Source organism: Bradyrhizobium sp. (genome assembly GCF_022844465.1).
Lineage (GTDB): Bacteria > Pseudomonadota > Alphaproteobacteria > Rhizobiales > Xanthobacteraceae > Bradyrhizobium.
In genome coordinates this window covers 595,100-617,500 of record NZ_JALHLP010000001.1, presented here as the reverse complement: position 1 = coordinate 617,500, position 22,401 = coordinate 595,100, and the positions used below count along the sequence as shown (strand labels likewise).

Annotated in this window: 19 protein-coding genes and 1 pseudogene; 9 read left to right on the top strand and 11 right to left on the bottom strand. The window is 63.1% G+C overall.

Features of this window, described 5'->3' with window-relative positions:
* Window positions 1-84: 84 nt before the first annotated feature.
* The gene (locus Q0D31_RS03115) at window positions 85-2,427 is read left to right on the top strand and encodes a xanthine dehydrogenase family protein molybdopterin-binding subunit (protein WP_291844598.1); all 2,343 of its coding nucleotides are present in this window, start codon (window positions 85-87) and stop codon (window positions 2,425-2,427) included.
* Between the two features lie 24 nt (window positions 2,428-2,451).
* Here the strand turns inward: Q0D31_RS03115 and Q0D31_RS03110 are convergent, their stop codons facing one another.
* The 3 genes from Q0D31_RS03110 to Q0D31_RS03100 all read right to left on the bottom strand — a co-directional run bounded on the left by Q0D31_RS03110 (window position 2,452) and on the right by Q0D31_RS03100 (window position 5,889).
* Window positions 2,452-3,351: a hotdog domain-containing protein gene (locus Q0D31_RS03110; protein ID WP_291844596.1), complete on the bottom strand. Its 900-nt coding sequence runs from the start codon at window positions 3,349-3,351 to the stop codon at window positions 2,452-2,454.
* 31 nt (window positions 3,352-3,382) lie between these two features.
* Entirely contained in the window at window positions 3,383-4,696 is a 1,314-nt protein-coding gene (locus Q0D31_RS03105) for a DUF3422 domain-containing protein (protein WP_291844579.1), read from the bottom strand.
* A 221-nt stretch (window positions 4,697-4,917) separates the two neighbouring features.
* Window positions 4,918-5,889: a LysR family transcriptional regulator gene (locus Q0D31_RS03100; RefSeq protein WP_291844574.1), complete on the bottom strand. Its 972-nt coding sequence runs from the start codon at window positions 5,887-5,889 to the stop codon at window positions 4,918-4,920.
* Window positions 5,890-6,037: 148 nt separating this feature from the next.
* Between Q0D31_RS03100 and Q0D31_RS03095 the strand changes: the two genes are divergently transcribed.
* The 7 genes from Q0D31_RS03095 to cbbX are packed head-to-tail and all read left to right on the top strand — an operon-like array spanning window position 6,038 to window position 13,973.
* The gene (locus Q0D31_RS03095) at window positions 6,038-7,075 is read left to right on the top strand and encodes a class 1 fructose-bisphosphatase (protein ID WP_291844564.1); all 1,038 of its coding nucleotides are present in this window, start codon (window positions 6,038-6,040) and stop codon (window positions 7,073-7,075) included.
* Between the two features lie 13 nt (window positions 7,076-7,088).
* The gene (locus Q0D31_RS03090; protein ID WP_291844555.1) at window positions 7,089-7,964 is read left to right on the top strand and encodes a phosphoribulokinase; all 876 of its coding nucleotides are present in this window, start codon (window positions 7,089-7,091) and stop codon (window positions 7,962-7,964) included.
* Window positions 7,961-10,000, top strand: coding sequence for a transketolase (gene tkt, locus Q0D31_RS03085; protein WP_291844547.1), 2,040 nt, complete (start codon window positions 7,961-7,963; stop codon window positions 9,998-10,000). Before Q0D31_RS03090 ends, tkt begins: the two co-directional genes overlap by 4 nt.
* A 28-nt stretch (window positions 10,001-10,028) precedes the next feature.
* Entirely contained in the window at window positions 10,029-11,114 is a 1,086-nt protein-coding gene (gene fba / locus Q0D31_RS03080; RefSeq protein WP_291844544.1) for a class II fructose-bisphosphate aldolase, read from the top strand.
* A gap of 52 nt (window positions 11,115-11,166) precedes the next feature.
* Entirely contained in the window at window positions 11,167-12,627 is a 1,461-nt protein-coding gene (locus Q0D31_RS03075; RefSeq protein WP_291844542.1) for a form I ribulose bisphosphate carboxylase large subunit, read from the top strand.
* Between the two features lie 12 nt (window positions 12,628-12,639).
* A complete protein-coding gene (locus Q0D31_RS03070) occupies window positions 12,640-13,065 on the top strand; it encodes a ribulose bisphosphate carboxylase small subunit (RefSeq protein WP_291844540.1) in 426 nt (141 codons plus the stop codon).
* Complete coding sequence (gene cbbX / locus Q0D31_RS03065; protein WP_291844538.1) at window positions 13,062-13,973, top strand: CbbX protein; 912 nt, start codon at window positions 13,062-13,064, stop codon at window positions 13,971-13,973. Before Q0D31_RS03070 ends, cbbX begins: the two co-directional genes overlap by 4 nt.
* A 36-nt stretch (window positions 13,974-14,009) precedes the next feature.
* Here the strand turns inward: cbbX and Q0D31_RS03060 are convergent, their stop codons facing one another.
* The 8 genes and pseudogenes from Q0D31_RS03060 to Q0D31_RS03025 form a co-directional block, all read right to left on the bottom strand.
* Window positions 14,010-15,020: a putative sulfate exporter family transporter gene (locus Q0D31_RS03060; RefSeq protein WP_291844536.1), complete on the bottom strand. Its 1,011-nt coding sequence runs from the start codon at window positions 15,018-15,020 to the stop codon at window positions 14,010-14,012.
* A 116-nt stretch (window positions 15,021-15,136) separates the two neighbouring features.
* Window positions 15,137-16,147, bottom strand: coding sequence for a D-cysteine desulfhydrase (locus tag Q0D31_RS03055; protein ID WP_291844535.1), 1,011 nt, complete (start codon window positions 16,145-16,147; stop codon window positions 15,137-15,139).
* A gap of 348 nt (window positions 16,148-16,495) precedes the next feature.
* On the bottom strand, window positions 16,496-17,224 hold the full coding sequence (locus Q0D31_RS03050) for an amino acid racemase (RefSeq protein WP_291844533.1): 729 nt from the start codon (window positions 17,222-17,224) through the stop codon (window positions 16,496-16,498).
* 70 nt (window positions 17,225-17,294) lie between these two features.
* Window positions 17,295-18,224 carry a LysR family transcriptional regulator gene (locus Q0D31_RS03045; protein WP_291844531.1) on the bottom strand — a complete coding sequence of 310 codons (930 nt, stop codon included), beginning with the start codon at window positions 18,222-18,224 and terminating at the stop codon, window positions 17,295-17,297.
* A 404-nt stretch (window positions 18,225-18,628) separates the two neighbouring features.
* Entirely contained in the window at window positions 18,629-19,441 is an 813-nt protein-coding gene (locus Q0D31_RS03040) for an anti-sigma factor (RefSeq protein ID WP_291844529.1), read from the bottom strand.
* Window positions 19,438-19,944, bottom strand: coding sequence for a sigma-70 family RNA polymerase sigma factor (locus tag Q0D31_RS03035; protein WP_291844526.1), 507 nt, complete (start codon window positions 19,942-19,944; stop codon window positions 19,438-19,440). The genes Q0D31_RS03040 and Q0D31_RS03035 overlap by 4 nt, the downstream gene beginning before the upstream one ends.
* Window positions 19,945-20,092: 148 nt before the next feature.
* A pseudogene (locus Q0D31_RS03030) lies at window positions 20,093-20,224 on the bottom strand (hypothetical protein); the annotation flags it as partial.
* A gap of 163 nt (window positions 20,225-20,387) precedes the next feature.
* A complete protein-coding gene (locus Q0D31_RS03025) occupies window positions 20,388-20,783 on the bottom strand; it encodes a hypothetical protein (RefSeq protein WP_291844524.1) in 396 nt (131 codons plus the stop codon).
* A gap of 620 nt (window positions 20,784-21,403) precedes the next feature.
* On the opposite strand from Q0D31_RS03025, the gene dusA reads away from it, so the two are divergent.
* A complete protein-coding gene (gene dusA / locus Q0D31_RS03020; RefSeq protein ID WP_291844523.1) occupies window positions 21,404-22,399 on the top strand; it encodes a tRNA dihydrouridine(20/20a) synthase DusA in 996 nt (331 codons plus the stop codon).
* Window positions 22,400-22,401: the final 2 nt, after the last annotated feature.

Sequence of the window (22,401 nt, the reverse complement as noted above, 5' to 3'; positions counted from 1 at the left end):
CGTCGCTCCCGGCTTGCAAAGCTGCCGCCGCCTGCGCCAGTATCCGAACCGGCGCACCTTGGCGCTGCAGGAAAAGGTGCGCGGTTGCCGGAGCAATTTAAAGGCCAGTCCCTCCATCGGCTGGAGGACCAGCGTTTCCTCACCGGGCGCGGGCGATACGTCGCCAACGATCATGTTCCCGGCGTGCTGCACGCCTATGTGCTGCGCTCTCCGGTCGCGTTCGCCCGCATTGTCCGGCTCGACCTGGCGGCCGCGCGCGCCGTCCCTGGCGTCGCCGCGGTCTTCACCGAAGCCGACCTAGCGGCCGAAGGCATCGGGGAGTTGCCTTGCGTCATCGTGATCGACGCGGTCGAACCGGTGATCGATCCGCCGCGTCCCGCGCTGGCCCGCGGCGTCGTCAGGCACGTCGGCGACCCCGTTGTCTGCATTGTCGCCGAATCGCCCGAAGCGGCGATGACGGCGGGCGAAGCGGTCGAGATCGCTTACGAACCGCTGCCTAGCGTTACCGCGGCGACCAACGCGCTGCAACCGGGCGCCCCGCTGATCTGGGAGGAAGCGCCGGGCAATTCGGCGTTCCTGTACCGCAGGGGCGACGCGGCGGCGGTGGCCGCGGCGATGGCGTCGGCCGCGCATGTCGTCGAATGCGAACTCGTCAACAACCGCGTGGTTGCCGCGCCGATGGAGACGCGCGCCGCCATTGGCTTCCACGACCGCAAGACAGACCGGTTTCTGCTTTCGCTGACCGGTCAGGCGGTTCATGAGATCCGCCAGGTTCTTGCCAGTGCCGTTTTCAAGATACCGATCGAGCGCATGCGGGTGGTGGTGCCCGACGTCGGCGGCGGCTTCGGGATGAAGAACTACGTCTACCCCGAATACGTGCTGGTGCTTTGGGCGGCGCGCAAGCTTGGTCGGCCGGTGCGATGGGTATCCGAACGTGCCGAGGACTTCGTCAGTTCTGCGCACGGCCGCGACTTCGTTGCCCGCTCAAGGCTCGCGCTCGACAAGAATGGCCGGTTCCTCGGCCTCGAAGTCCGAGCTGTCGCCAACCTCGGAGCCTATCTTTCGACCTATGGTCCGATCAGTTCCACCAACGCGGCCGGCAGCGCGATGGGAGGCGTCTATGACATCCCCGCGGTGTTCGTGGAGGTCCGCGGCGCCTTTACCAACACCCCGCCGATCGACGCCTACCGCGGCGCCGGCAAGCCCGAAGCCAACTACCTGATCGAGCGGCTGGTGAACCTTGCAGCGGTCCGGACCGGAATCGACGCCACCAGATTGCGCCGCCGCAACATCATCAGAAAGTTTCCGCATCGCACGGCGATGGGGATGACGATCGACGGTGGCCGCTTCGGCGCCAATCTGGACGACGCGATCGCGCTCGCCGATCTCGATGGATTTCGCAAGCGCCGCGCGCGATCGAAGACCGCTGGCCTGTTACGCGGCGTCGGCATTGCCTGTTTTCTTGAAACGGCGCGCGGCGCACCGGCCGAGTTCGCGCGTGCCGCCTTCGAGACTGACGGCACGGTGTCGCTGTCGGTCGGCACGCAGTCCAATGGTCAGGGGCATGAAACCGCCTATCCCCAGATCGCGGCCGACCTGTTGGGACTTCCGATTGGCGCATTCCGCTTTCATCAGGGCGATACCGATCTGCTGCCGGGCGGTAACGGCCATGGCGGCGCGCGTTCGATGCATATGGGCGGCACGGCGCTGGTGATGGCCGTTGAAAAGCTGATCGAGAAAGGCCGACTGATCGCCGCGCATCTGCTGCAGGCGCCGGTCGAACAAGTGTCGTTCGTGGAAGGCAGCTTCGTCGTGCAACGCACGGCGCGCATGATCGCGATTGGCGAGGTGGCCGACGCCGCGCGAGATCCCGCCAGTTTGCCCGAGGGAGTGAAGCCGGGACTTGAAGGCAGTGCTACCAACGACTCCGACCTCTACACCTTTCCCAATGGTTGTCACGTCGCAGAGGTCGAGATCGACCCCGACACCGGCGTCGTGCGGCTTGATCGCTACACGATCGTCGATGATTTCGGCCGCCTCATCAACCCGCGCGTCGCGCTCGGCCAGGTCCATGGCGGGGTCGCGCAGGGCATCGGACAGTCGCTGCTGGAGCATGTCGTGTTTGATACCGAATCGGGCCAGCTGCTCAGCGGTTCATTCCTGGACTACGCGTTGCCGCGGGCGCAGGACCTGCCGCATTTCGGCGGGGGCCTCAATCAATCGGCGCCGACCCGGTCGAACCCGCTCGGCGTCAAGGGGACCGGGCAGGCCGGTTGCATAGCAGCACCGCAGACGGTCATGAACGCCGTGCTGGACGCCCTGTCGCCGCTCGGCATCATCGAGCTGGACATGCCGGCGACGCCGTTTCGTGTCTGGAGCGCCATCCAGGCAGCCCGTCGAGCGGCACCAGCTCCGCGCAAGACATAGCGCGAGCGGCCTTTGAAACCGCGCCTAGTCCTCTTCCACGCCGGGCGTCTTTCGCAGCATGAAATGACCAAACGCCGAAGCGATCGGCTTGCCCGGGTCGTCCTGCCAGGTCTGCGCTTCAAAGGCGACGACGCGCCGTCCCTGCTTGACGATCGACGCTCTCGCATAGCTGTCCAGCGCGCGGCCGGAGCGCAGATAATTGATCGTCAAGCCGATCGGCTTGGGGGGAGTGAGAATGCCGAGTTCGCGCGTCACTCCTACAATCGCGGTCGTCTCCAGAAAGGCGCCGGTCATGCCGCCGTGAATGGCGGGCAACACCGGGTTGCCGATGATCCTGGGCGAGAACGGCATGACGAGCATGTCATCCTCGCCGGCGCGGATGCCCAGACAGCGCGCGAACGGGCTATTGGCGAACAGGCCGGCGGGCTCCTCCGGCACTTCGAGCGCAGGCTGCGGGCTGTCGTTCTGCGGCCGGTCGGTCAGCATGTTGGTGCGGTTGGCGCCGACCATGAAACAGGCCGTCGCGGTGGCGACCGGATCGTCCTCGGATTCCTGATAGGCCGTCGAGCGCACAAAGGCGATCGAGCGCGTGACGCGATAGCAGAACGAATGCGCCTTGACATCGAGGCCCGGCGTGGCCGGCTTCTGATAGTCGATGCGAAGGTCGAGGGTGGCGATCGCGCGGGTGCCGTCGAGCGCGAGCTGCACGGCCATGCCGCAGCTCTCGTCAAGCATCGCGGTGACGACGCCGCCGTGAAGAACGCCGGTTTCGGTGTCGCCGACGAACTCGGGGCGGTAGGGCAGGCTTGACCAGGCCTCGCCCGGGGCGGCGCGGTCGAGCCGAAGCCCGCTGATCCGTCCATAAACGGAAAGGCGGGCTTCAACGGCCTTGGCGAGCAACTCGAACGGCAGCGACGTGTTCAATGGTTTGGCGCCTTTGCAGTTTAGCGCGGCTTCATGAGTCGTCGACGGCGATATGCTTCTTGCGGATATGGCGCACCATCCACCAGATCGCAAGCGCCGCAACGGGCACGAAGGCAGCGGTAGCAACGCTGGGCTCCAGGTGAAATTTTCCGGTTTCGTGGACCGCCTTGGCGACATACCCAAAAAGACTGACCACGTAATAAGTGATCGCCGCGACCGACAGGCCCTCGACCGTGCTCTGCAGGCGGAGCTGCAGCCTGGTCCGCGCGTTCATCGATTTCAGGAGTTCCTGGTTCTGTTGCTCCAGTTCGACATCGACGCGGGTACGCAACAGATTGGCGGCGCGCGCCAGCTTCAGCGACAGGCTGGCCTGGCGAGCTTCGGTCGTGACGCAGGTGCGCAGCGCCGGCTTCATTCGCCGCGCCAGAAACGACGACCAGGTCGGCAGACCGCCGACCTTGCGTTCGCCGATGGTCTGCAGCCGTTGTTCGACGATTTCCTCATAGGCGCGGCTGGCGCCGAACCGGAAAACGCTGGAGGCGGCGCCGGCCTCGACCTCGGCGGCGAGCGCGGTCAGTTCATCGAGCAGCTTGTGGTTGGCGGCGAGATCGCCGGCGCTGCGCATCTGTTCGGTAGCTTCGACCAGCCGGCGCTCCGAGGCGGCGATCGACGGCGATAGACGCTGCGCTTCAGGCAGGCCGAGCAGGGCGAGGGTGCGATAGGTCTCGATCTCTATGACCCGCTGCACCAGCGCGCCGGCCCGCTCCGGCGACATCGTGCGGTTGGCGACGAGTATCTGGACGAAGCCTGAGGGCCCCGGCTGGAAGTCGGTCGCATAGACCGCGGCGCCGTCGGAGTTTTCAGCAATGGCCAGGCTTGCATTGTCGAACAGGCGTTCCGGCGCGGTGCGCGGCAGGTTCTCGGCGAGCAGGTGCAGGTCGACGGCCACCAGCAACGGTCCCGGCTGGGGCACCAACTGCATCGGCAACGCCAGGGATGCCGCGTCGGGGTGAAACGGCGCGGCGTCGGGATCGGTCGGCATCTCCCAGGTATAGGTGGTGAACTCCGAATGTTGCTCCCATCGCAATACGGTTGTGCCGAACAGGGCGCGATGGTGTTTCTCGTACGGCAGCGGCGGCTGCAGTCCGCGCGACCCGCAGAATGTCACGAGGTTGGCGCGATCGACCTGGGCGCGCGGCCCCGAAGTATCGAAGGCGAAATGCACGATGCGTGACGGGACTGAAATCGGCGTGAATGGCCGGGCGTGAACCTCGCCGAGGATGGCGGCACGCAGCGGATGCGGCGTCAGCCGCGAGCCGTCGCCGATCAGGACGTCCGCACTCATTGCGTTATCAATCCCTGGGATGTGTGGGTTGCATCCAACTTGAATGTCGATGTTGTCAAGTTCGATACCACCGGCTATGCCAACCCGGCCGATAAACGTCCGGTACTTGGCGGCGAAGACCGAGCTTCGTAGCCGAAATCCGCGCCGCCGTCACGCCGGGCAGGCGTCATTCCGTAAACATGGTGCATTGCGAACAGGCGCGGGTCGGCTCGGCGTCGTGATCAGCGGCGTTTGCCGAGGGTTGATGGGCGGGTGAGACGAACCCGGCCGCGGATTCGCGGCAGGAATTGCACGCCGCGGGCGCTGACGAAGTCCAGCATCGCGCGGGCCGGCGGCAGCAGGATCTTGTCCTTGCGGGAAAGGGCAAACCATTGCCGGATCACGGGAAGGCCCACCACATCGAGCGTCACCAGCCGCCGTTCATCGAGTTCGGTGGCCACTGTATGGGCGGAAATAAACGCAATTCCGAGGCCGGCGATGACGGCCTGCTTGATGGTTTCGTTGCTGCTCATCGCCATGCCGATTTTCGGCCGAACCCGCGCGCTTCCGAACAATTGCTCCATCAGGCCGCGGGTGCCCGAGCCGGGCTCGCGCGTCAGGAAGGTCTCGTCGGCGAGCTCGGCGAGGGCGAGTTTGGATTTACCTGCCAGCCGATGGCTCGTCGGCGCGATGATGACATGGGGATGGTCGCCGATCAGGTGAACGTTCATGTCGACGTCGACCGGCGGACGGCCCATGATCGCGAAGTCGAGATCGTAACCGCGCAACGCGGTGCCGATCTCCTGCCGATTTCCGATCGAGAGCGCAATATCGATGTTCGGGAACAATTTTGAGAAGCCCGAGATCAAGAACGGCACGAAATACTTTGCCGTGCTGACGGCACCGATCGATATCCGCCCCGCGCTCTTGCCTGCCATCATTTCCAGCGAGGTCTCGCAATCGGCGATCGCCGCCTCGATGCGCCCGGCGAGCGCCAGCACCTCGCGCCCGGCGTCGGTCAGAAGCATCCCCTCGCTGGTGCGCTGAATCAGCGGCAACCCGGCCAGCGCCTGCAAATTGCGAATTTGAAGTGTGACGGCGGGCTGCGTCAGGTTCAGCCGCTTGGCGGCGGCGGTGACAGATCGATCGTTGTGAACGGCCGCCAGCGCGCGAAGCTGGCGGATGGTCAATTCCCGCAGAAACCGGCTTGCCATCGAATCTACCTTATAAGAAAAACTTTGCCGATGCCAAAGATAAGAAAATTTCACTAATTTGGCAAATTGCGCTGTTGTGAGGTGCGGACTGCCGAACGGCACGACGCGTTTGAAACGGCCCAAACAGGGGCTGAGAGGGGAAGCGGCCATGGACGAACGCGTGACCTTGCGTTCGCATCTCGATAACTCGGTACGGGACGCGCCCCTCGGGCCCGCGGTCGCCGCCGTGATCGAGGCGATCGCCACGGCGTCGATCGAGGTGGCCGACCTTATCGCCGACGGGCCGCTGGCTGGGATCACGGGACGGCAAAGCGGCGTCAATTCCGACGGTGATCTGCAAAAGGACATCGATGTCGCCGCTGACATGATAATGCGGCGGGCTCTGCACGCAACGCCGGTGGCGGGGCTCCTGTCAGAGGAAGCCGAGCTGCCGGAGTTTCTCGATGCCGCGGCGCCGCTCTGCGTTGCGATTGATCCGCTGGACGGATCCGCAAACCTCGAGAACAACATTTCGGTCGGAACCATCTTCTCAATCCGTCCGCGGGGCAACGACATCATCTCGACGTTCTTCGAGCCCGGCACCGCGCAGTGCGCCGCGGGGTTCGTCGTCTACGGGCCGCAGACCACATTGGTTCTGGCGCTCAGCGGCAGCGTCGATATCTTCATTCTGGACCGCCGGGCTTGCGAGTTTGTATTGACCGCGCGCGGCGTGAAGATCGCTCCCAACACGCCCGAGTTTGCGATCAATGCCTCAAACCGCCGGCACTGGCATGGTCCGGTCCGCGCCTATATCGACGAATGCCTCGCCGGGACCCATGGCAACGGCGCCGCCGATTTCAACATGCGCTGGATCGGATCGCTGGTTGCCGAGGCGCTTCGCATTCTCGTCCGCGGCGGCGTTTTCCTTTATCCCGCCGACGCCCGCCCCGGATATCGCGAGGGGCGCTTGCGCCTGTTGTACGAGGCCCATCCGATGGCGTTGGTAATGGAGTGGGCGGGTGGGGCGGCGTCCACCGGACGCCGGCGCATTCTCGAGCTTTCCGCCAGGACGCCGCATCAGCGCGTGCCGCTGATTATGGGCTCGGTCCGCGGCGTTCGCGACGTTGAAGCCGTTCACGGGGGCATTGAACCGCTGTTCGACGATAGCGATTCGCCGCTGTTTGCGCGGCGTGGCCTGTTTCGCTGAAGGGACCGGGCAGATGTCGCGTAGCTATCCCATCATATCGATTACCGGCTCATCGGGAGCCGGCACAACTTCGGTAAAGAAGACGTTCGAGACCATTTTCCGCCGGGAGAAGGTTGTCGCCGCCTATATCGAGGGCGACGCCTTCCATCGTTACAATCGCGTCGAAATGCGCACGAAGTTGGCTGAAGAGGCCGAGCGTGGCAACAAGCACTTCAGCCACTTCAGCCCGGAAACCAATCTGTTCGAAGAATTGGAAAAGGTTTTCAGGGACTACGGCGAATCCGGCACCGGAACGACGCGCCATTACGTCCACGACGACGAAGAGGCCAAGCTGTACGGCGCGGAGCCAGGTACCTTCACTGAATGGGGTCCGTTGCCTGAAAAGTCAGACCTGCTGTTTTACGAGGGACTGCACGGCGCTGTCGTGACCGACAAGGTGAATATCGCGCAGCATGCCGATCTCAAGATCGGGGTTGTTCCCGTTATCAACCTGGAGTGGATTCAGAAACTGCACCGCGATCGCAGTACCCGCGGCTATTCCGCCGAAGCCGTCACCGACACTATTTTGCGGCGGATGCCGGACTATGTGCACTACATCTGCCCGCAGTTCGCGGAGACCGACATCAACTTTCAGCGGGTGCCGACGGTCGATACGTCGAATCCCTTCATCGCGCGATGGATTCCGACGCCTGACGAATCGATGGTGGTGATCCGGCTGAAGAACCCGCGCGGGATCGATTTTCCCTATTTGCTGTCGATGATCCCGAGCAGCTTCATGTCGCGCGCCAATTCGATCGTAATTCACGGATCGAAGCTCGACCTGGCGATGCAGCTCATCCTCACCCCGCTGATCCTGCAACTAATGGAACGCAAGAGGCGCACGAAATGAATGTCCCAGCTCTCACCTGCGTGTCCGGTCGCATCGATGCTTCGCACGCGGAGATGGCCAATGCGATCCGGTTCCTGGCGGTCGATGCCGTGGAGAAGGCAGGGTCCGGCCATCCGGGAATGCCAATGGGCATGGCCGATGTCGCGACCGTGCTGTTTTCGCGCTTTCTCAGGTTCGATCCGGCCGATCCGAACTGGCCCGACCGCGACCGTTTCGTGCTGTCGGCCGGTCACGGCTCGATGCTGCTCTATGCGTTGCTGCACCTGACAGGCTATGCGGGCATGACCTCGGAACAACTGAAGGCGTTCAGGCAGTGGGGCTCGAAAACCCCAGGACATCCCGAATACGGCCACACGCCAGGGGTCGAGACCACTACGGGACCATTGGGGCAGGGCCTCGCTACGGCGGTTGGCATGGCGCTGGCCGAGCGGCTTATGAACGCGCGCTTCGGCAATGATTTCGTCGACCACTTCACCTATGTGATCGCGGGCGACGGCTGCCTCATGGAGGGCATCAGCCAGGAGGCGATATCGCTGGCCGGGCATCTCGGACTGAACCGCCTGGTCGTGCTGTTCGACGACAACGAAATCTCGATCGACGGCGCGACGTCGCTGTCGTGTTCGGACGACCAACTGGCGCGATTCAAGGCTTCCGGCTGGTCAGCTTGCCGGATCGACGGCCACGACCCCGAGGCGATTGCGGATGCCATCGAGCAGGCGCGGCGCAGCGACCGGCCGTCGCTGATCGCCTGCCGGACGGTGATCGGGTTCGGCGCTCCGAACCGCCAGGGCAGCGAAAAGGCTCACGGCGCGCCGCTTGGCGCCGAGGAGGTCGAGAAAACCCGCGCGGCGCTGAACTGGCCGCACTCGCCGTTCCAGGTTCCGCAAGCCGTGCTCGATGGCTGGCGCAGGATTGGTGAACGCGGACACGCTGCACGCCGAAGCTGGATCGAACGAACCCGGCGTCCCGGCTCGGCTGGGCGTTCGCCGTTCCACGACGCCCTGAACAGGAACCTGCCTTGCGGATACAAGCAAGCCATGGCGCAGATACGTGATCGGTTCTTGGCCGAGCGGCCGAACATCGCGACCCGACAAGCTTCGCAACGCGTAATCGACACGATCGCCGAAGCTTTGCCGAATCTGCTGGGCGGCTCTGCCGATCTTACCCACTCCAATTTGACGCGCGCCAAAACGCACCAGCCGGTGCGAGCCGATACCTATGACGGCGGCTATGTCCACTATGGCGTCCGGGAGCATGCGATGGCGGCGGCGATGAACGGCATCGCGCTGCATGGCGGTTTCATCCCATATGGCGGTACGTTTCTCGCTTTCGCCGACTACAGCCGCCCCGCGATCCGGCTGGCGGCGCTGATGGGCATTCGCGTCATCCATGTGATGACGCACGATTCAATCGGGCTGGGCGAAGACGGTCCGACGCACCAGCCCGTCGAGCATCTCGCCTCGCTACGGGCCATTCCCAACCTGCTGGTGTTTCGTCCAGGCGACGCCGTCGAAACCGCGGAGGCTTGGGACTGCGCGCTGCAGGCGCGGGAAAGCCCGTCGATACTGTGCCTGTCGCGGCAGGCGCTGCCGACATTTCGAAGCGGCGTCGACGCGGACAACAAGGTCGCGCTCGGCGCCTACCTGGTAATCGAGCCGGATGGCGGTCGCGACGTCACCCTGATCGCGACGGGTTCGGAAGTTTCGGTTGCGTTGAACGCGGCGCGGCTGCTCGCTGGCGACGGCGTCCGCGCCGCAGTGGTCTCGGCGCCATGTTTTGACCTGTTCCGCCGCCAATCGCGCGAATACCGCGAAACGGTTCTCGGCGGCGTTCCCCGGATTGGCGTTGAGGCTGCGGTCGAGGGCGACTGGGCGCGCTGGCTCGGCGACGGCGGCGCATTCGTCGGCATGACCGGATTCGGCGCATCGGCCCCGGCCGAAATGCTGTACCGCGAATTCGGCATCACCGCGGAGGTGGTCGCGACGACGGCCATGCAATGCCTGGCGCGCGCGAGAATGATGGCGACCTGTTCATGACGCTCCCGGTCAACTGAGAGGAACTGCGATGGCGCGAATTACGCTGAGGCAATTGCTGGACCACGCCGCCGAGCATGGCTACGGCGTGCCGGCTTTCAACATCAACAATATGGAGCAGGGGTTGGCGATCATGGACGCTGCGGCGGCCGTCGACGCGCCCGTCATCGTGCAGGCATCGCGCGGCGCGCGGGCCTATGCGCACGACATCATGCTCGCGAAGATGATCGACGCGCTGGAAGAGATGTATCCGCAGATCCCGCTCTGCCTGCATCAGGATCACGGCAACGAAGAGGCGACCTGCGCCACCGCGCTCCAGCACGGCTTCACCTCCGTCATGATGGACGGGTCGCTCCGGGCGGACGCCAAGACCGCGGCAGACTATGATTATAATGTCGAGATCACCCGCCGCGTCGTCGAGGTGGCGCACTGGATCGGCGCCTCGGTGGAGGGCGAATTGGGGGTGCTCGGCTCTCTCGAACATGGCGGCGGCGAACAGGAGGACGGCCACGGCGTCGAAGGCAAGGTCACCCGCGACCAGTTGCTGACCGATCCGGACCAGGCGGTCGATTTCGTTCGCGCCACCCGGGTCGATGCGCTCGCGATCGCGATGGGCACCTCGCACGGCGCCTACAAGTTCTCGCGCAAGCCGGACGGCGACATTCTTGCGATGCACGTGGTAGAAGAAATTCATCGTCGGTTGCCGAACACCCATCTGGTGATGCACGGCTCGTCGTCGGTGCCGCAGCCGCTGCAGGATATGTTCAACGCGTTCGGCGGCGAGATGCCGCAGACCTGGGGCGTGCCGGTCGATGAGATCGTCCGCGGCATCAAGCATGGCGTCCGCAAGGTCAATATCGACACCGATTGCAGGTTGGCGATGACGGCGGCGTTCCGAAAAGTCGCCACCCGGAACAGAAGCGAGTTCGATCCGCGCAAGTTCCTGAAGCCGGCGATGGACGCGATGCGCGAGCTTTGCCGCGAGCGGTTCGAACAGTTCGGCACCGCCGGCCACGCCTCGGGGATCAAGGTGCTTCCCCTGTCGGAGATGGCGAAACGCTATCGCAGCGGCGCGCTCGATCCCCGAATCGGATCGATGGCCGATGCGGCCGAATGAGGCGATTGAGATCAATTGAGTCCTGCCGCCACCTGAACCTGAGGAGACCGACATGAACGAACTCTCGATGACCGTCCGCGGCAAGGATCGCTACAAGTCCGGCGTGATGGAATACAAGAAGATGGGCTATTGGGAGCCCGACTATGAGCCCAAGGTCACCGACATCATTGCGTTGTTCCGGGTCACGCCGCAGGACGGCGTCGATCCGATCGAGGCCTCGGCCGCGGTGGCGGGCGAGTCTTCCACGGCGACCTGGACGGTGGTATGGACCGACCGGTTGACCGCGGCTGAAAAGTACCGCGCGAAATGTTTTCGCGTCGACCCGGTTCCGAACTCGCCAGGGCAGTATTTCGCCTATATCGCCTACGATCTGGACCTGTTCGAGAACGGCTCGATCGCCAACCTCTCGGCCTCCATCATTGGAAACGTGTTCGGCTTCAAGCCGCTGAAGGCGCTGCGGCTGGAAGACATGCGGCTGCCGGTCGCCTATGTGAAGACGTTCCAGGGGCCGGCGACCGGCATCGTAGTCGAGCGCGAGCGGATGGATAAGTTCGGCCGTCCGCTGCTCGGCGCTACCGTGAAGCCGAAGCTCGGGCTTTCCGGCCGCAATTACGGCCGCGTGGTCTATGAGGCGCTGAAGGGCGGGCTCGACTTCACCAAGGACGACGAGAACATCAACTCGCAGCCGTTCATGCATTGGCGCGAACGGTTTCTGTATTGCATGGAGGCGGTTAACAAGGCGCAGGCGGCCTCCGGCGAAGTGAAGGGTACCTATCTCAACGTCACCGCCGGCACGATGGAGGACATGTACGAACGCGCCGAATTCGCCAGGGAGCTCGGCTCGGTCATTATCATGATCGACCTCGTGATCGGCTACACCGCGATCCAGTCGATGGCGAAATGGGCGCGCCGCAATGACATGATCCTGCACCTGCACCGGGCAGGGCACTCGACCTATACGCGCCAGCGCAATCACGGCGTCTCGTTCCGCGTGATAGCCAAATGGATGCGGCTCGCCGGGGTCGATCACATCCACGCCGGCACCGTCGTCGGCAAGCTCGAGGGCGATCCGGCGACCACGCGGGGCTACTACGACATCTGCCGCGAGGACTTCAATCCGATGCGGCTCGAACACGGCGTATTCTTCGACCAGGACTGGGCGAGCCTCAACAAGATGATGCCGGTGGCGTCCGGCGGCATTCACGCCGGCCAGATGCACCAATTGCTGGACCATCTCGGCGAAGATGTCGTGCTGCAGTTCGGCGGCGGCACTATCGGGCACCCGATGGGCATTCAGGCCGGCGCCACCGCCAACCGCGTCGCGCTGGAAGCGATGATCCTCGCCCGCAACGAGGGCCGCGACTATCTGCACGAAGGCCCTGAGATTCTCGCCAAGGCTGCGCAGACCTGCACGCCGCTGAAATCGGCGCTTGAGGTTTGGAAGGACGTCACCTTCAATTACCAATCGACGGACATGCCCGACTACGCCCCGACCACCAGCGTCTCGATGTAAGGAAACATGATCATGCGCGTCACCCAGGGCTGCTTTTCATTCCTGCCTGACCTCACCGACGAACAGATATCGGCGCAGGTCCAATACTGCCTCGGCAAGGGTTGGGCCGTGAACATCGAGTTCACCGACGACCCGCACCCCCGCAACACCTTCTGGGAGATGTGGGGCCTGCCGATGTTCGATCTCCGCGACGCCGCAGGCGTGATGATGGAGTTGAACGCGTGCCGCAAGGTGTATGGCGACCGCTATATCAGGATGTCCGCGTTCGACTCCAGCCACGGCTGGGAGTCGGTTCGGCTGTCATTCATCGTCAACCGGCCGAAGGATGAGCCGGGCTTCCGGCTCGAGCGGCATGAGGTCGATGGCCGCAACATCCGCTACACCACCAAATCCTACGCCGTCGATCGTCCCGAGGGTGGACGCTACGGTGGCAAGTGAGCGCGCTGGTCGATTCGTCGTCGGGAACGCCGTCGGCGGTACAGGTCGACTTGCGCCGCGAGTTCAACGAGGTCGGCATCGGCGAGGTGCTCGACCAACTTGATCGCGAGCTGATCGGTCTGAAACCGGTCAAGACCCGCATTCGCGAGATCGCTTCGCTGCTGCTGATCGAGCGGATCCGCAAGCGAATGAGCCTGACCTCTGACGTGCCGACGCTGCATATGTCCTTCACCGGAAATCCCGGCACCGGCAAGACCACGGTGGCGCTTCGCATCGCCAGTATCCTGCATAGGCTCGGCTTCGTGCGGCGCGGGCAGGTGGTGTCGGTGACGCGGGATGAGCTGGTCGGGCAGTATATCGGCCACACCGCGCCGAAGACCAAGGAGATCCTGAAGAAGGCGATGGGCGGTGTGCTGTTCATTGACGAGGCCTATTACCTGCACCGGCCGGACAATGAGCGCGACTATGGCCAGGAGGCGATCGAGATCCTGCTGCAGGTGATGGAGTCCCAGCGCGAGGATTTGGTGGTGATACTCGCGGGCTACGGTGACCGCATGGACAAGTTCTTCGGCAGCAATCCGGGGTTCCGTTCCCGCATCGCGCACCATATCGATTTCCCCGACTATGCCGATGACGAGTTGCTCGCGATCGCCGATCTGATGCTGGCGGACATGAACTACAGGTTCAGCGCCGGCGCGCGCGAAGCCTTCGTCCGCTACATCGCGCTGCGCAAGACCCAGCCTCTGTTCTCCAACGCGCGATCGATCCGTAACGCGCTCGACCGCATGCGGTTGCGCCAGGCCAACCGCCTCGTGGCCGATCTCGACCGCGTACTGACCGCCGACGACATCATGTCGCTGGAGGCCGCGGACGTGCTGGCCAGCAGGGTATTCTCGCAGAACGCCTGAATCCGGTCCAGCCGAGTCCCGATTGCAGGCTGGGGTTCAGACCAGCCGCAGTCCGATCAACCCCAATATGAGTGCGGCCAGGACAACCGTCTCGATGCAGAGCATCGCAATCGCGCGTGGCCCGATGGCCAGGACTTCCTTGAAACTGGTGCGCATGCCCATGGCGGCGATGCCGATAATCAGGCACCAGCGCGAAGCGGACGACAGCCAGCCGGTGACGGCCGCGGGTATCGGCACGAGGTTGTTCAACACCGCGAACACGGCAAACAGCGCGACGAACCAGGGCAGGGATTTGTGAAGTTTTCCGATCCCGCCCGATGCGCCCGAAAGAGCAATGGTGATGACGAAGGCCACCGGCACCAACATCGCCACCCGCATCATCTTGGTGAGCGCGGCGACATCGCCGGCGCTGTCCGACACTGCGTAGCCGGCCCCCATCACCTGCGCCACGTCGTGGATGGTGGCGCCCAGAAAGAAGCCGGTTTTTTGCTGGTCGAGACCAAGAGAAACGGCAAGGATCGGATAGCCAATCATCGCGACAGTGCTGAGCGCCGTCACGCCCACAATCGTGAACAGGGTCCAGCGGGTGGTATCCTCGTTCTTGGGCAACAGCGCGGATATGGTCATGGCGGCGGCCGCACCGCAGATGCCGACCGAGCCTGCCGTCAGCAGGCCAAGTCGCCAGTCCATTTTCAGCAGCCGGGCCAGCCCAAGTCCCAGGAAAATGATCAACGTCACCGCTAGGACAATCGCCAGCAAGGCGGCCGGTCCGAGCGAGATGACCTGATCCGTCGTGATGCGGAACCCCAGCAGCGCCACGCCGATCCGCAGGATGTTCGTCGATGAAAACATGATGCCCGGACCACACGGGCCTTCATCCGACAGGAACTTGAAAGACAACCCCAAAAGCAACGCAAAGAGCATGGCGGGCGCGCCGTAATGCTCGTTGAGGAACACGGCCGTAATTGCGACAACGCCGCTGGCCATCACTCCGGGCACAAGGCCCCGGAGCGCGATTGCTGTGGATGGCTTCATGGCGTTACGCACGACCGTTCCAGGGGACCAGACGGCGTACCGGAATGGCCGATGACCGCCTTTTGCGCCAACGCAGCCACATTTTTAGTCCGTGCCATGTCGCCGGCTTCAGGTGCGCCAATCAAAACTCAGTTAGGTCGCGTTGCGTCAAAGAGGCTGTTGTAACCGAACAGGCCGACGTTGCCGCCGGTATGCAGGAACACGATATTTTCGGATTTTTTGAAATGCCCCTTCCGGATCAGGTCAATCAGTCCGGCCATGCCCTTTCCGGAATAGACCGGATCAAGGAGAATGCCTTCGTAGCGAGCAGCAAGGTTGATGGCCTCAATCATTGCGTCGGTCGGCATGCCGTAGCCCGGACCGACATAGTCGGTGTTGGCAACGACTTTTTCGCGCGCCACGCTGCCCGGTATCCCCAGCAAGTCCGCGGTGGCGCAGGCCAGCTTGTAGACGCTTTCTTCCTGCTGCGGTCGGGCGGCACGCACGCCGATGCCGAGCACGGGAACGAGGCTGCGGCAACCTTCGAGCCCGGCGACAAGTCCCGCCTGGGTGCCGGCGCTGCCGGTCGCGTGGACGAGATGGTGGATGTTCAGACCCATGTCATTGGCCTGGGCCACCAGTTCGATGGCGCAGTTCACATAGCCCAGCGCGCCAATGGCATTTGAGCCGCCACCGACGATAATGTAGGGCTTGCCGCCGCTGGCGCTGATTTCGTCAGCCACCTCGGCCATGGCGGCATTCATGTCGGCGCCGCCGGGATACATCTGGGTCGGCGCGCCCAGAATATGGTCAAGCAGCACGTTGCCGGAATTGCAGTAATCGACGCTGTTGCTGCCAGTGCGGTTTTCAAGAAGGATCCGGCACTTCATGCCCAACTTCGCGGCAGCGGCGGCGGTCTGGCGGGCATGGTTGGACTGCACCGCGCCTTGGGTGATCACGGTATCGGCGCCCTTGGCGAGCGCATCGGCCATCAGGAATTCCAGCTTGCGGGTCTTGTTGCCGCCGGACGCCAGGCCCGTGCAATCGTCGCGCTTGATAAAGAGGTTTGGCCCGCCCAGCAGCTTGGAAAGATTGGGCATGGCCTCGAGCGGCGTATGCATGTGGCCCAGGCGTACTCTGGGAAATCTGGCAAGATGCATCGCGAAAGTGCTCCCGTTCCGAAATCAGACTAGAAGGCGAAATCGGAGCTGACCAATGCCGAATCCAGCAAGGATCATGCCGGAGCGGCATAACCCCCGAGGTGACGAGCTGCTTACGGCCGAACCATTTGACGGACACGCCGCGCGCTGCCGCATCGGTCAGGAATTTCTCCTCAATCAGGGTGAGGCGGTGGCGGTCGCAAATGGCCACCAGCGCGTCCATGTCGCACCGCGCATGTGGGAGAGCAGCAGCACTTTGGCGCCACTCGCCTTAGCCTTTCGCTCGAGGTCATCGAGGTCGACGTTGTAGGAGTCGGTAATTTCGACGAACACCGGCTCGTCACGGGATCAGACTCCTGCGGGCAGAGGTTCTGTTCTTCGGGCATAGCTGACGCAACGCCTCGCCAACACATCGGTGGAATCGACGAGCGGCAGGGTGCAGGACTGACTTGTCAGGACCAGGGGTACTTCGGTGCAGCCGGCGATCAGCACGCCGACGCCAGATTGGGACAACCGTTCGGCGAGGGCGCGCATGGAGCTCCTTACGGAGTCGTCACGCTCGCCGGACTTGATGCGATAGATCAGCTTCATGAGCTCTGACTGCGATGGCGGGTCAGGCGTCACGACTTCAATTCCGGCGGAACGAAACGCCTTGTGATAGATTTGCGAATCGATGCAGCCCTGTGCGGCAAGCAGACCGACACGTCGTACTTCGGAATGGCTGCGCCGCACTTCGGCGACGACTTCGTCGATCAGGCTGACGAAAGGTTTGCTGATCGCGCGGCGAATATCTTTCTCATAGGCATGGGCCGTATTGCAGGCCATGACGATGAAATCAGCCCCTGCCTCTTCCAGCCTTTGCGCCATGGTTGCCAGCGCCGGTCCCGGTGACGGGCCAACACCTGCAATCGCATCGTTGCGGTTCGGCGTCTTGGGATTGTTGTCGATAATCAGATGCAGATGTTGCTGGTCGGTTCGAGCGTTCGAATGGGCAAGAACCTTGCCGAAAAAGTCATGCGTCGCCTCGGGCCCGAGCCCGCCCATTACGCCCACTACCAGTTCGTCCGAGCGGTCCATGCCAGCATCCTCAAACTGCCGCAGCGTAGTTCAGGCCAACACCGCTAGCCAATGCGCAGATTGGATAAAACTATGTGGCTACGGCATGGAGGCTTGGGCCGGACAGCCGCTCGGCGGCCTTCCAGATCGCCTCGACGGCGGGCTCCGTACCTTGAATGGCGCGGTAAAGCCAGATGGTCAGATCAGCCACCGGCAGGCTGTCTCCCGCCGCAACGAGCCGCTTGCTTTCAAGGTCACTGGCAATGAGCTTGATTGGCAGCCATGCAATGCCCGCGCCGGACAGGGCCTGGGCGCGCAAGGCCTCGGCAAACGCGCTCTCATAGACCAACCGTAAGTTGAAGGGCGTCGGGGATGTGTTGATGAGGTTCGCAGTCACCTTTCCCAGGAACGAATCCGGCGCATATCCAAGGTAAGGCACGGGTTCGGAGTTTCCGAGCCGGATCGCTTGACGCCAGCCGCCGGGAGCCGAGGGCGCCGTCACTGCGACCAGGCGCTCGGCGTCAATCCGGATGCCCTGAAATCCGTTTGCGAGGATCGGATTGGCAATCTCTTCGCCGCGGTAGCATAACAAGAACTGGCAACTGCCTTGCAGCAGGGACTCGACGCAATCGTGGAGATTGTCAGCGATGACTTTCGCGGTGATCCGCGTGTTGCCACCCGTTACTTTTGGCCACCAGACGGGAAAGAAATCGACCGCCAGAGAATGGGGCATGGCCAGTTTAAGCATCGAACCGCCCTGTGCCTTGCCAGCCTGCGCCTCTGCGCGCGCAGCCTTGATGTCGCGCACCACGCGTTCGGCAACCGGCAGCAGTTTTTCGCCGGCGGGCGTCAGGGTGATCGGATAGCTGCTGCGGTCGAGGAGGGGGGCGCCAATCCAGGTTTCCAGAGCCTTCAATCTGCGGCTGAAGGCCGGTTGTGTCACATTGCGGGCCTCGGCGGCGCGCGAAAAGTTGCCGCTGCCGGCCACCGCCAGAAAGTCCTCGAGCAGTTTTATCTCCACGTGATGCTTTCAGGCCGGTGTGGTCGTCTCCGAAGCCGGGACCATAGTCGATGAAAGGGCGTTTTGACCGCCGAGACTAAACCACCCAAACTGGCAGGTGAAGCCCAGTTCTCGTCCTGCGCCAGCGCCATGGCTGGTTTTCCAGTTCGCTTGGCAAGAAGATTGGGCCCGCCCGCGAGTTTGGAAAAACTTGGCGTGGCTTCAAGAGGCCCATGCATATGGCCCGGGCGGGTCCTACGAAACGGTCACATGGCGTGCCGGGAGGGCGCTCGAGCGCCGGCTCCAGGATCGCCGGCCTCAACTTTTGCGGATACCGCCGCGTGGCAAGCTCGATATTCGAAGGAACGCACTATCTTGGTCGCGGGGCGCAAGTTGACAACGTTGACGCCACGGGCTGACCGGCGTCAGTCCTTGATTGCACGGCCTTCAGGTTCTTCAAAACTGTGATAAACGGATTCCGCGACCGGAAGCAGAGCATTGCGATCGCTCGCCGCTGTCACAGCGAAACCGAAACCCTGATCGATCCATGCGAATGTGCTTTCGTTCTTTCCTTGACGGAATCTAAATGCCGTCGCCGCGCCACCGGCGGCCTGCACGTACAAGGTCAGCCGCTTTCCACCCACATCATCATACATAAGCTGAGCCGCGGGTCCGCCACCTCCCGGAAGAAGCCGCCCGCCCATCAGTCGGTAGCCGAACTGAGAGAGATCCGGCGCGGCAAGGCGGCGTCCAAGCCGCTTTGAAAGCCATTGAACGAGGTGAGCCTCGTTGGACGCATCGACTTCGACGGGGTGCATAACCTCGACCGTGAATGTCTGGTGCGCCGCAATTGCATCGTTTGCAACCACCGCCGTCCGTGGAATGAATGAGGTTGGCGAGACCGGCGGATGAACGCTACCGGCGAACCATCCACCGGCTGCTCCGGCGAGAAAAATACCGGCGGCCAGAGACGCGCTGCTGAGCCAGCGCGACCGTTGCCCGCGTCGGGTTTCCTGGATATTGGCGATGCGAAGGCGCATCGGAATGGGCTCACGGGCTACACGCTCAAGTCGTGCGCGCAAGGCGTCGCGGTGGCGGCGATCTTCCGCCACACGTTCCCTGGTGTCGGGACTCTGCGCGAGATAGGCCTCCATCATCGAGCGTCGCTCCCCGGACAATCGCTCGTCGATGAACGCTTGAAGGTCGTCTTCGCCGATGGGCGCGTCGCGGGAATTCATTTCACTCTCCGAATTAACGTCGGTTGACCTGTTCCCAAAATCGTACGCAGGCGCTGCCTGCCGCGGGACAGTCGGGACATTACGGTCCCGATGGGTACGCCCAGCATTCGCGCCACATCCTCGTAAGTGAAGTCTTCGACCCCGACCAACAGCAAAATCGATTTCTGCTCCTCAGGAAGTTGATCGAGCGCGACGAGAATGTCGCGCGTCTCCAGCCTTGCTTCCGGATCAGGATAGCCGTCCGAAGCAATGATTTCCTCAATGGCCATGCTGGTCGCGCGCCTACTCTGGGTACGGCAAGAGCTGATGTAGAGATTCCGGAGAATCGCAAACAGCCAGGCGCGCAAATCGCCGCCTTGTCGACGCAGGAACCAGCGCGAAATCGCCCGTTCGAGGCAATCCTGAACCAGATCGTCGGCCGTGTGGTCGTCGCGGCTTAGTCCGAGCGCATACCGACGCAGCGCTGGAATCTGCTGCTCGAGGAGGGTTGACATGTCGCTCATGGCGCTCGCATTCCACCCATACCGTCTGGAGAAAACCGGCAGGCTTCCGGCAGAAGCCGCTGGCAGCTTGAGAAAAACCGTCACATCGACCGCGGAAATCCCTTTCACCCCGGCGCCGGCCGATCACATGCCGGCGACGAGGCGGAGATCAGGGCTTGGCGATATGCCAGGCGTCGCCAAGGAAGCTGTCCCCCTTGATATCGCCCGCCTTTCGATCCTTGACGAAGATGTAAAGGGGCTTGCCTTTGTAGGCCCACTGCCTGGCGCCATCGTCGCGGGAGAAGCGTCGGGGATGACGCAAAAGTGAGGGGGAACAGAACCGTTGTGCTGGGAGAACCGGGGGGCTCCGGCCCGCCAGGATAAAATCGACAACAACAGCGGGGCCGGCGCCGAGGAAGGTCATACAAGTCAGCCACGTTCCTCATCGGCGCCGGCAAAGGAAGTTAGGGTCTTGCAACGTGCCAGGCGCCATTCAGGAAGCCATCGCCGGTTGTGTCGCCCGGCTTGTGATCATTGACCCACCTGTAAAGAGGCTTGTCCTTATAAGCCCACTGTTTCCTGCCATCGTCGCGCGTGATGACCGAGAAATGCGCGGGTCCACGTTCATCCCCGCCGACCCCAACCAATAGGGGCGGCCAGTTGTACTCGCACGGGACGTTGCAGGCCGACTTGCCCTTGCTGTCCTTGGCAAAGGTGTAGAGGCTCATGCCGGTTCCATCGACAAGGATGCTTCCCTTGCTGGAGCTTGCGACCTGCGCCGGCGTTGCGGCATAGCCGTGGACTATCCCCGCCGCGGACAACGCCACAGACAGGGCAAGGTAGCATAACGTTTTCAACATCGAACTTCTCCAAAGGTATGTGTTGGCCGTACCGCTAGAGACGCCGTGGGTGGGCGTTCTATTCCCTCTCCCGGTGGATATTCTTCGGAACATCGGGAGAGTTGTAACCCGGACGGATCGCACGGATTCGTGATCTCCAAGAAAAGTTCTTCGTCACGGGAATTTTCCGCTCTTCCGACTGTTCAGCGCCACAGGTTTCGGCGCGAGGCGGCGAGGGTCTGGCAAACTGGTACGGCTGGCTGCGCAGTGAAATCGGAAAAAATCGTGAGGCCGCTTTCGCTTAGGCAGGCACATGGCGATTTCTTCGACGGCGCTTTCGCAAGGATAGTTTGCGCCTTTGTACCGAAGGAAGCTCGTTCCGATTTCTTCATTTCCCTCACGTTCTATTGTGGTGTTTCCCGCAAAGGGCGGACATTGCGGTACGCATGATTCGCCTTCGATGGATTTGATCAATACGGACTTCGTTGCCGAGACGGATCTTGATTTCGATTGAACGCGCATCGTTTTCGATGTTTCATCGCGTCACGTTGCGGCGAGTTTCCGGAAAGCGCGCGCGGGGCCGAATTCATCAGTCGGTCCAGCAGCTTCGAGGATTAATTGGGATCTAAAACATTAATAAAATGAATAGCTTAAGCCGGAAACTTTCCGTCGCTCCCATGATGGACTGGACCGACCGGCATTGCCGCGTCTTCCATCGGCTGCTGACGCGACGGAGCCGGCTTTACACGGAGATGTTGACGACCGGCGCCATCCTGCATGGCGATCGGGTGCGGCTGCTGGGTTTCGACGCCAGCGAGCATCCCGTGGCGCTGCAGCTCGGCGGCTCCGATCCCCGTGATCTCGCGACGGCGGCGACCGTCGGCGAGGATTTCGGCTACGACGAAATCAACCTCAATGTCGGCTGTCCGTCCGACCGGGTGAAGGACGGCCGCTTCGGCGCGTGCCTGATGGCGGAGCCGGCGCTGGTCGCCGACGGCGTTGCGGCGATGAAGCGCGCGGTGAAGATTCCCGTCACCGTCAAGTGCCGGATCGGGATCGACGACCAGGATCCGGAAACCGCGCTCGACGCGCTGGCGCGGGCCGTGGTCGCGGCCGGCGCCGACGCTCTGATCGTGCATGCCCGCAAGGCCTGGCTCAACGGATTGTCACCGAAGCAGAACCGCGACATCCCGCCGCTCAATTACGACAGGGTCTACCGGCTGAAGGCCGCGCTGCCGGACGTCCCCGTCATCATCAATGGCGGCATCGCGGGGATTGCCGAGGCGAGGCGACACCTCGACCAGGTCGATGGCGTGATGCTGGGGCGGGCAGCCTATCAGGAGCCGTGGCGATTGCTCGATGTCGATCCCGAGCTGTTCGGCGAAGCGGCGCCGCACGCCGGCATGAAGGACGTCTTCCAGGCGATGTTTCCCTACATCGACGATCAGCTCGCGCGAGGCGTGCGGCTGCACGCGATCACCCGGCATTTCGTCGGCGCGTTCCACGGCGTGCCCGGCGCGCGCGCCTTCCGCCGCCACCTCGCCGAGAACGCCGTCAGGCCGGGCGCCGGCGTCAACGTGCTCAATGATGCGATGGCGCTGGTCGGGGACCGCGCGGCGGCGCCGATCGCGGCGTAGGC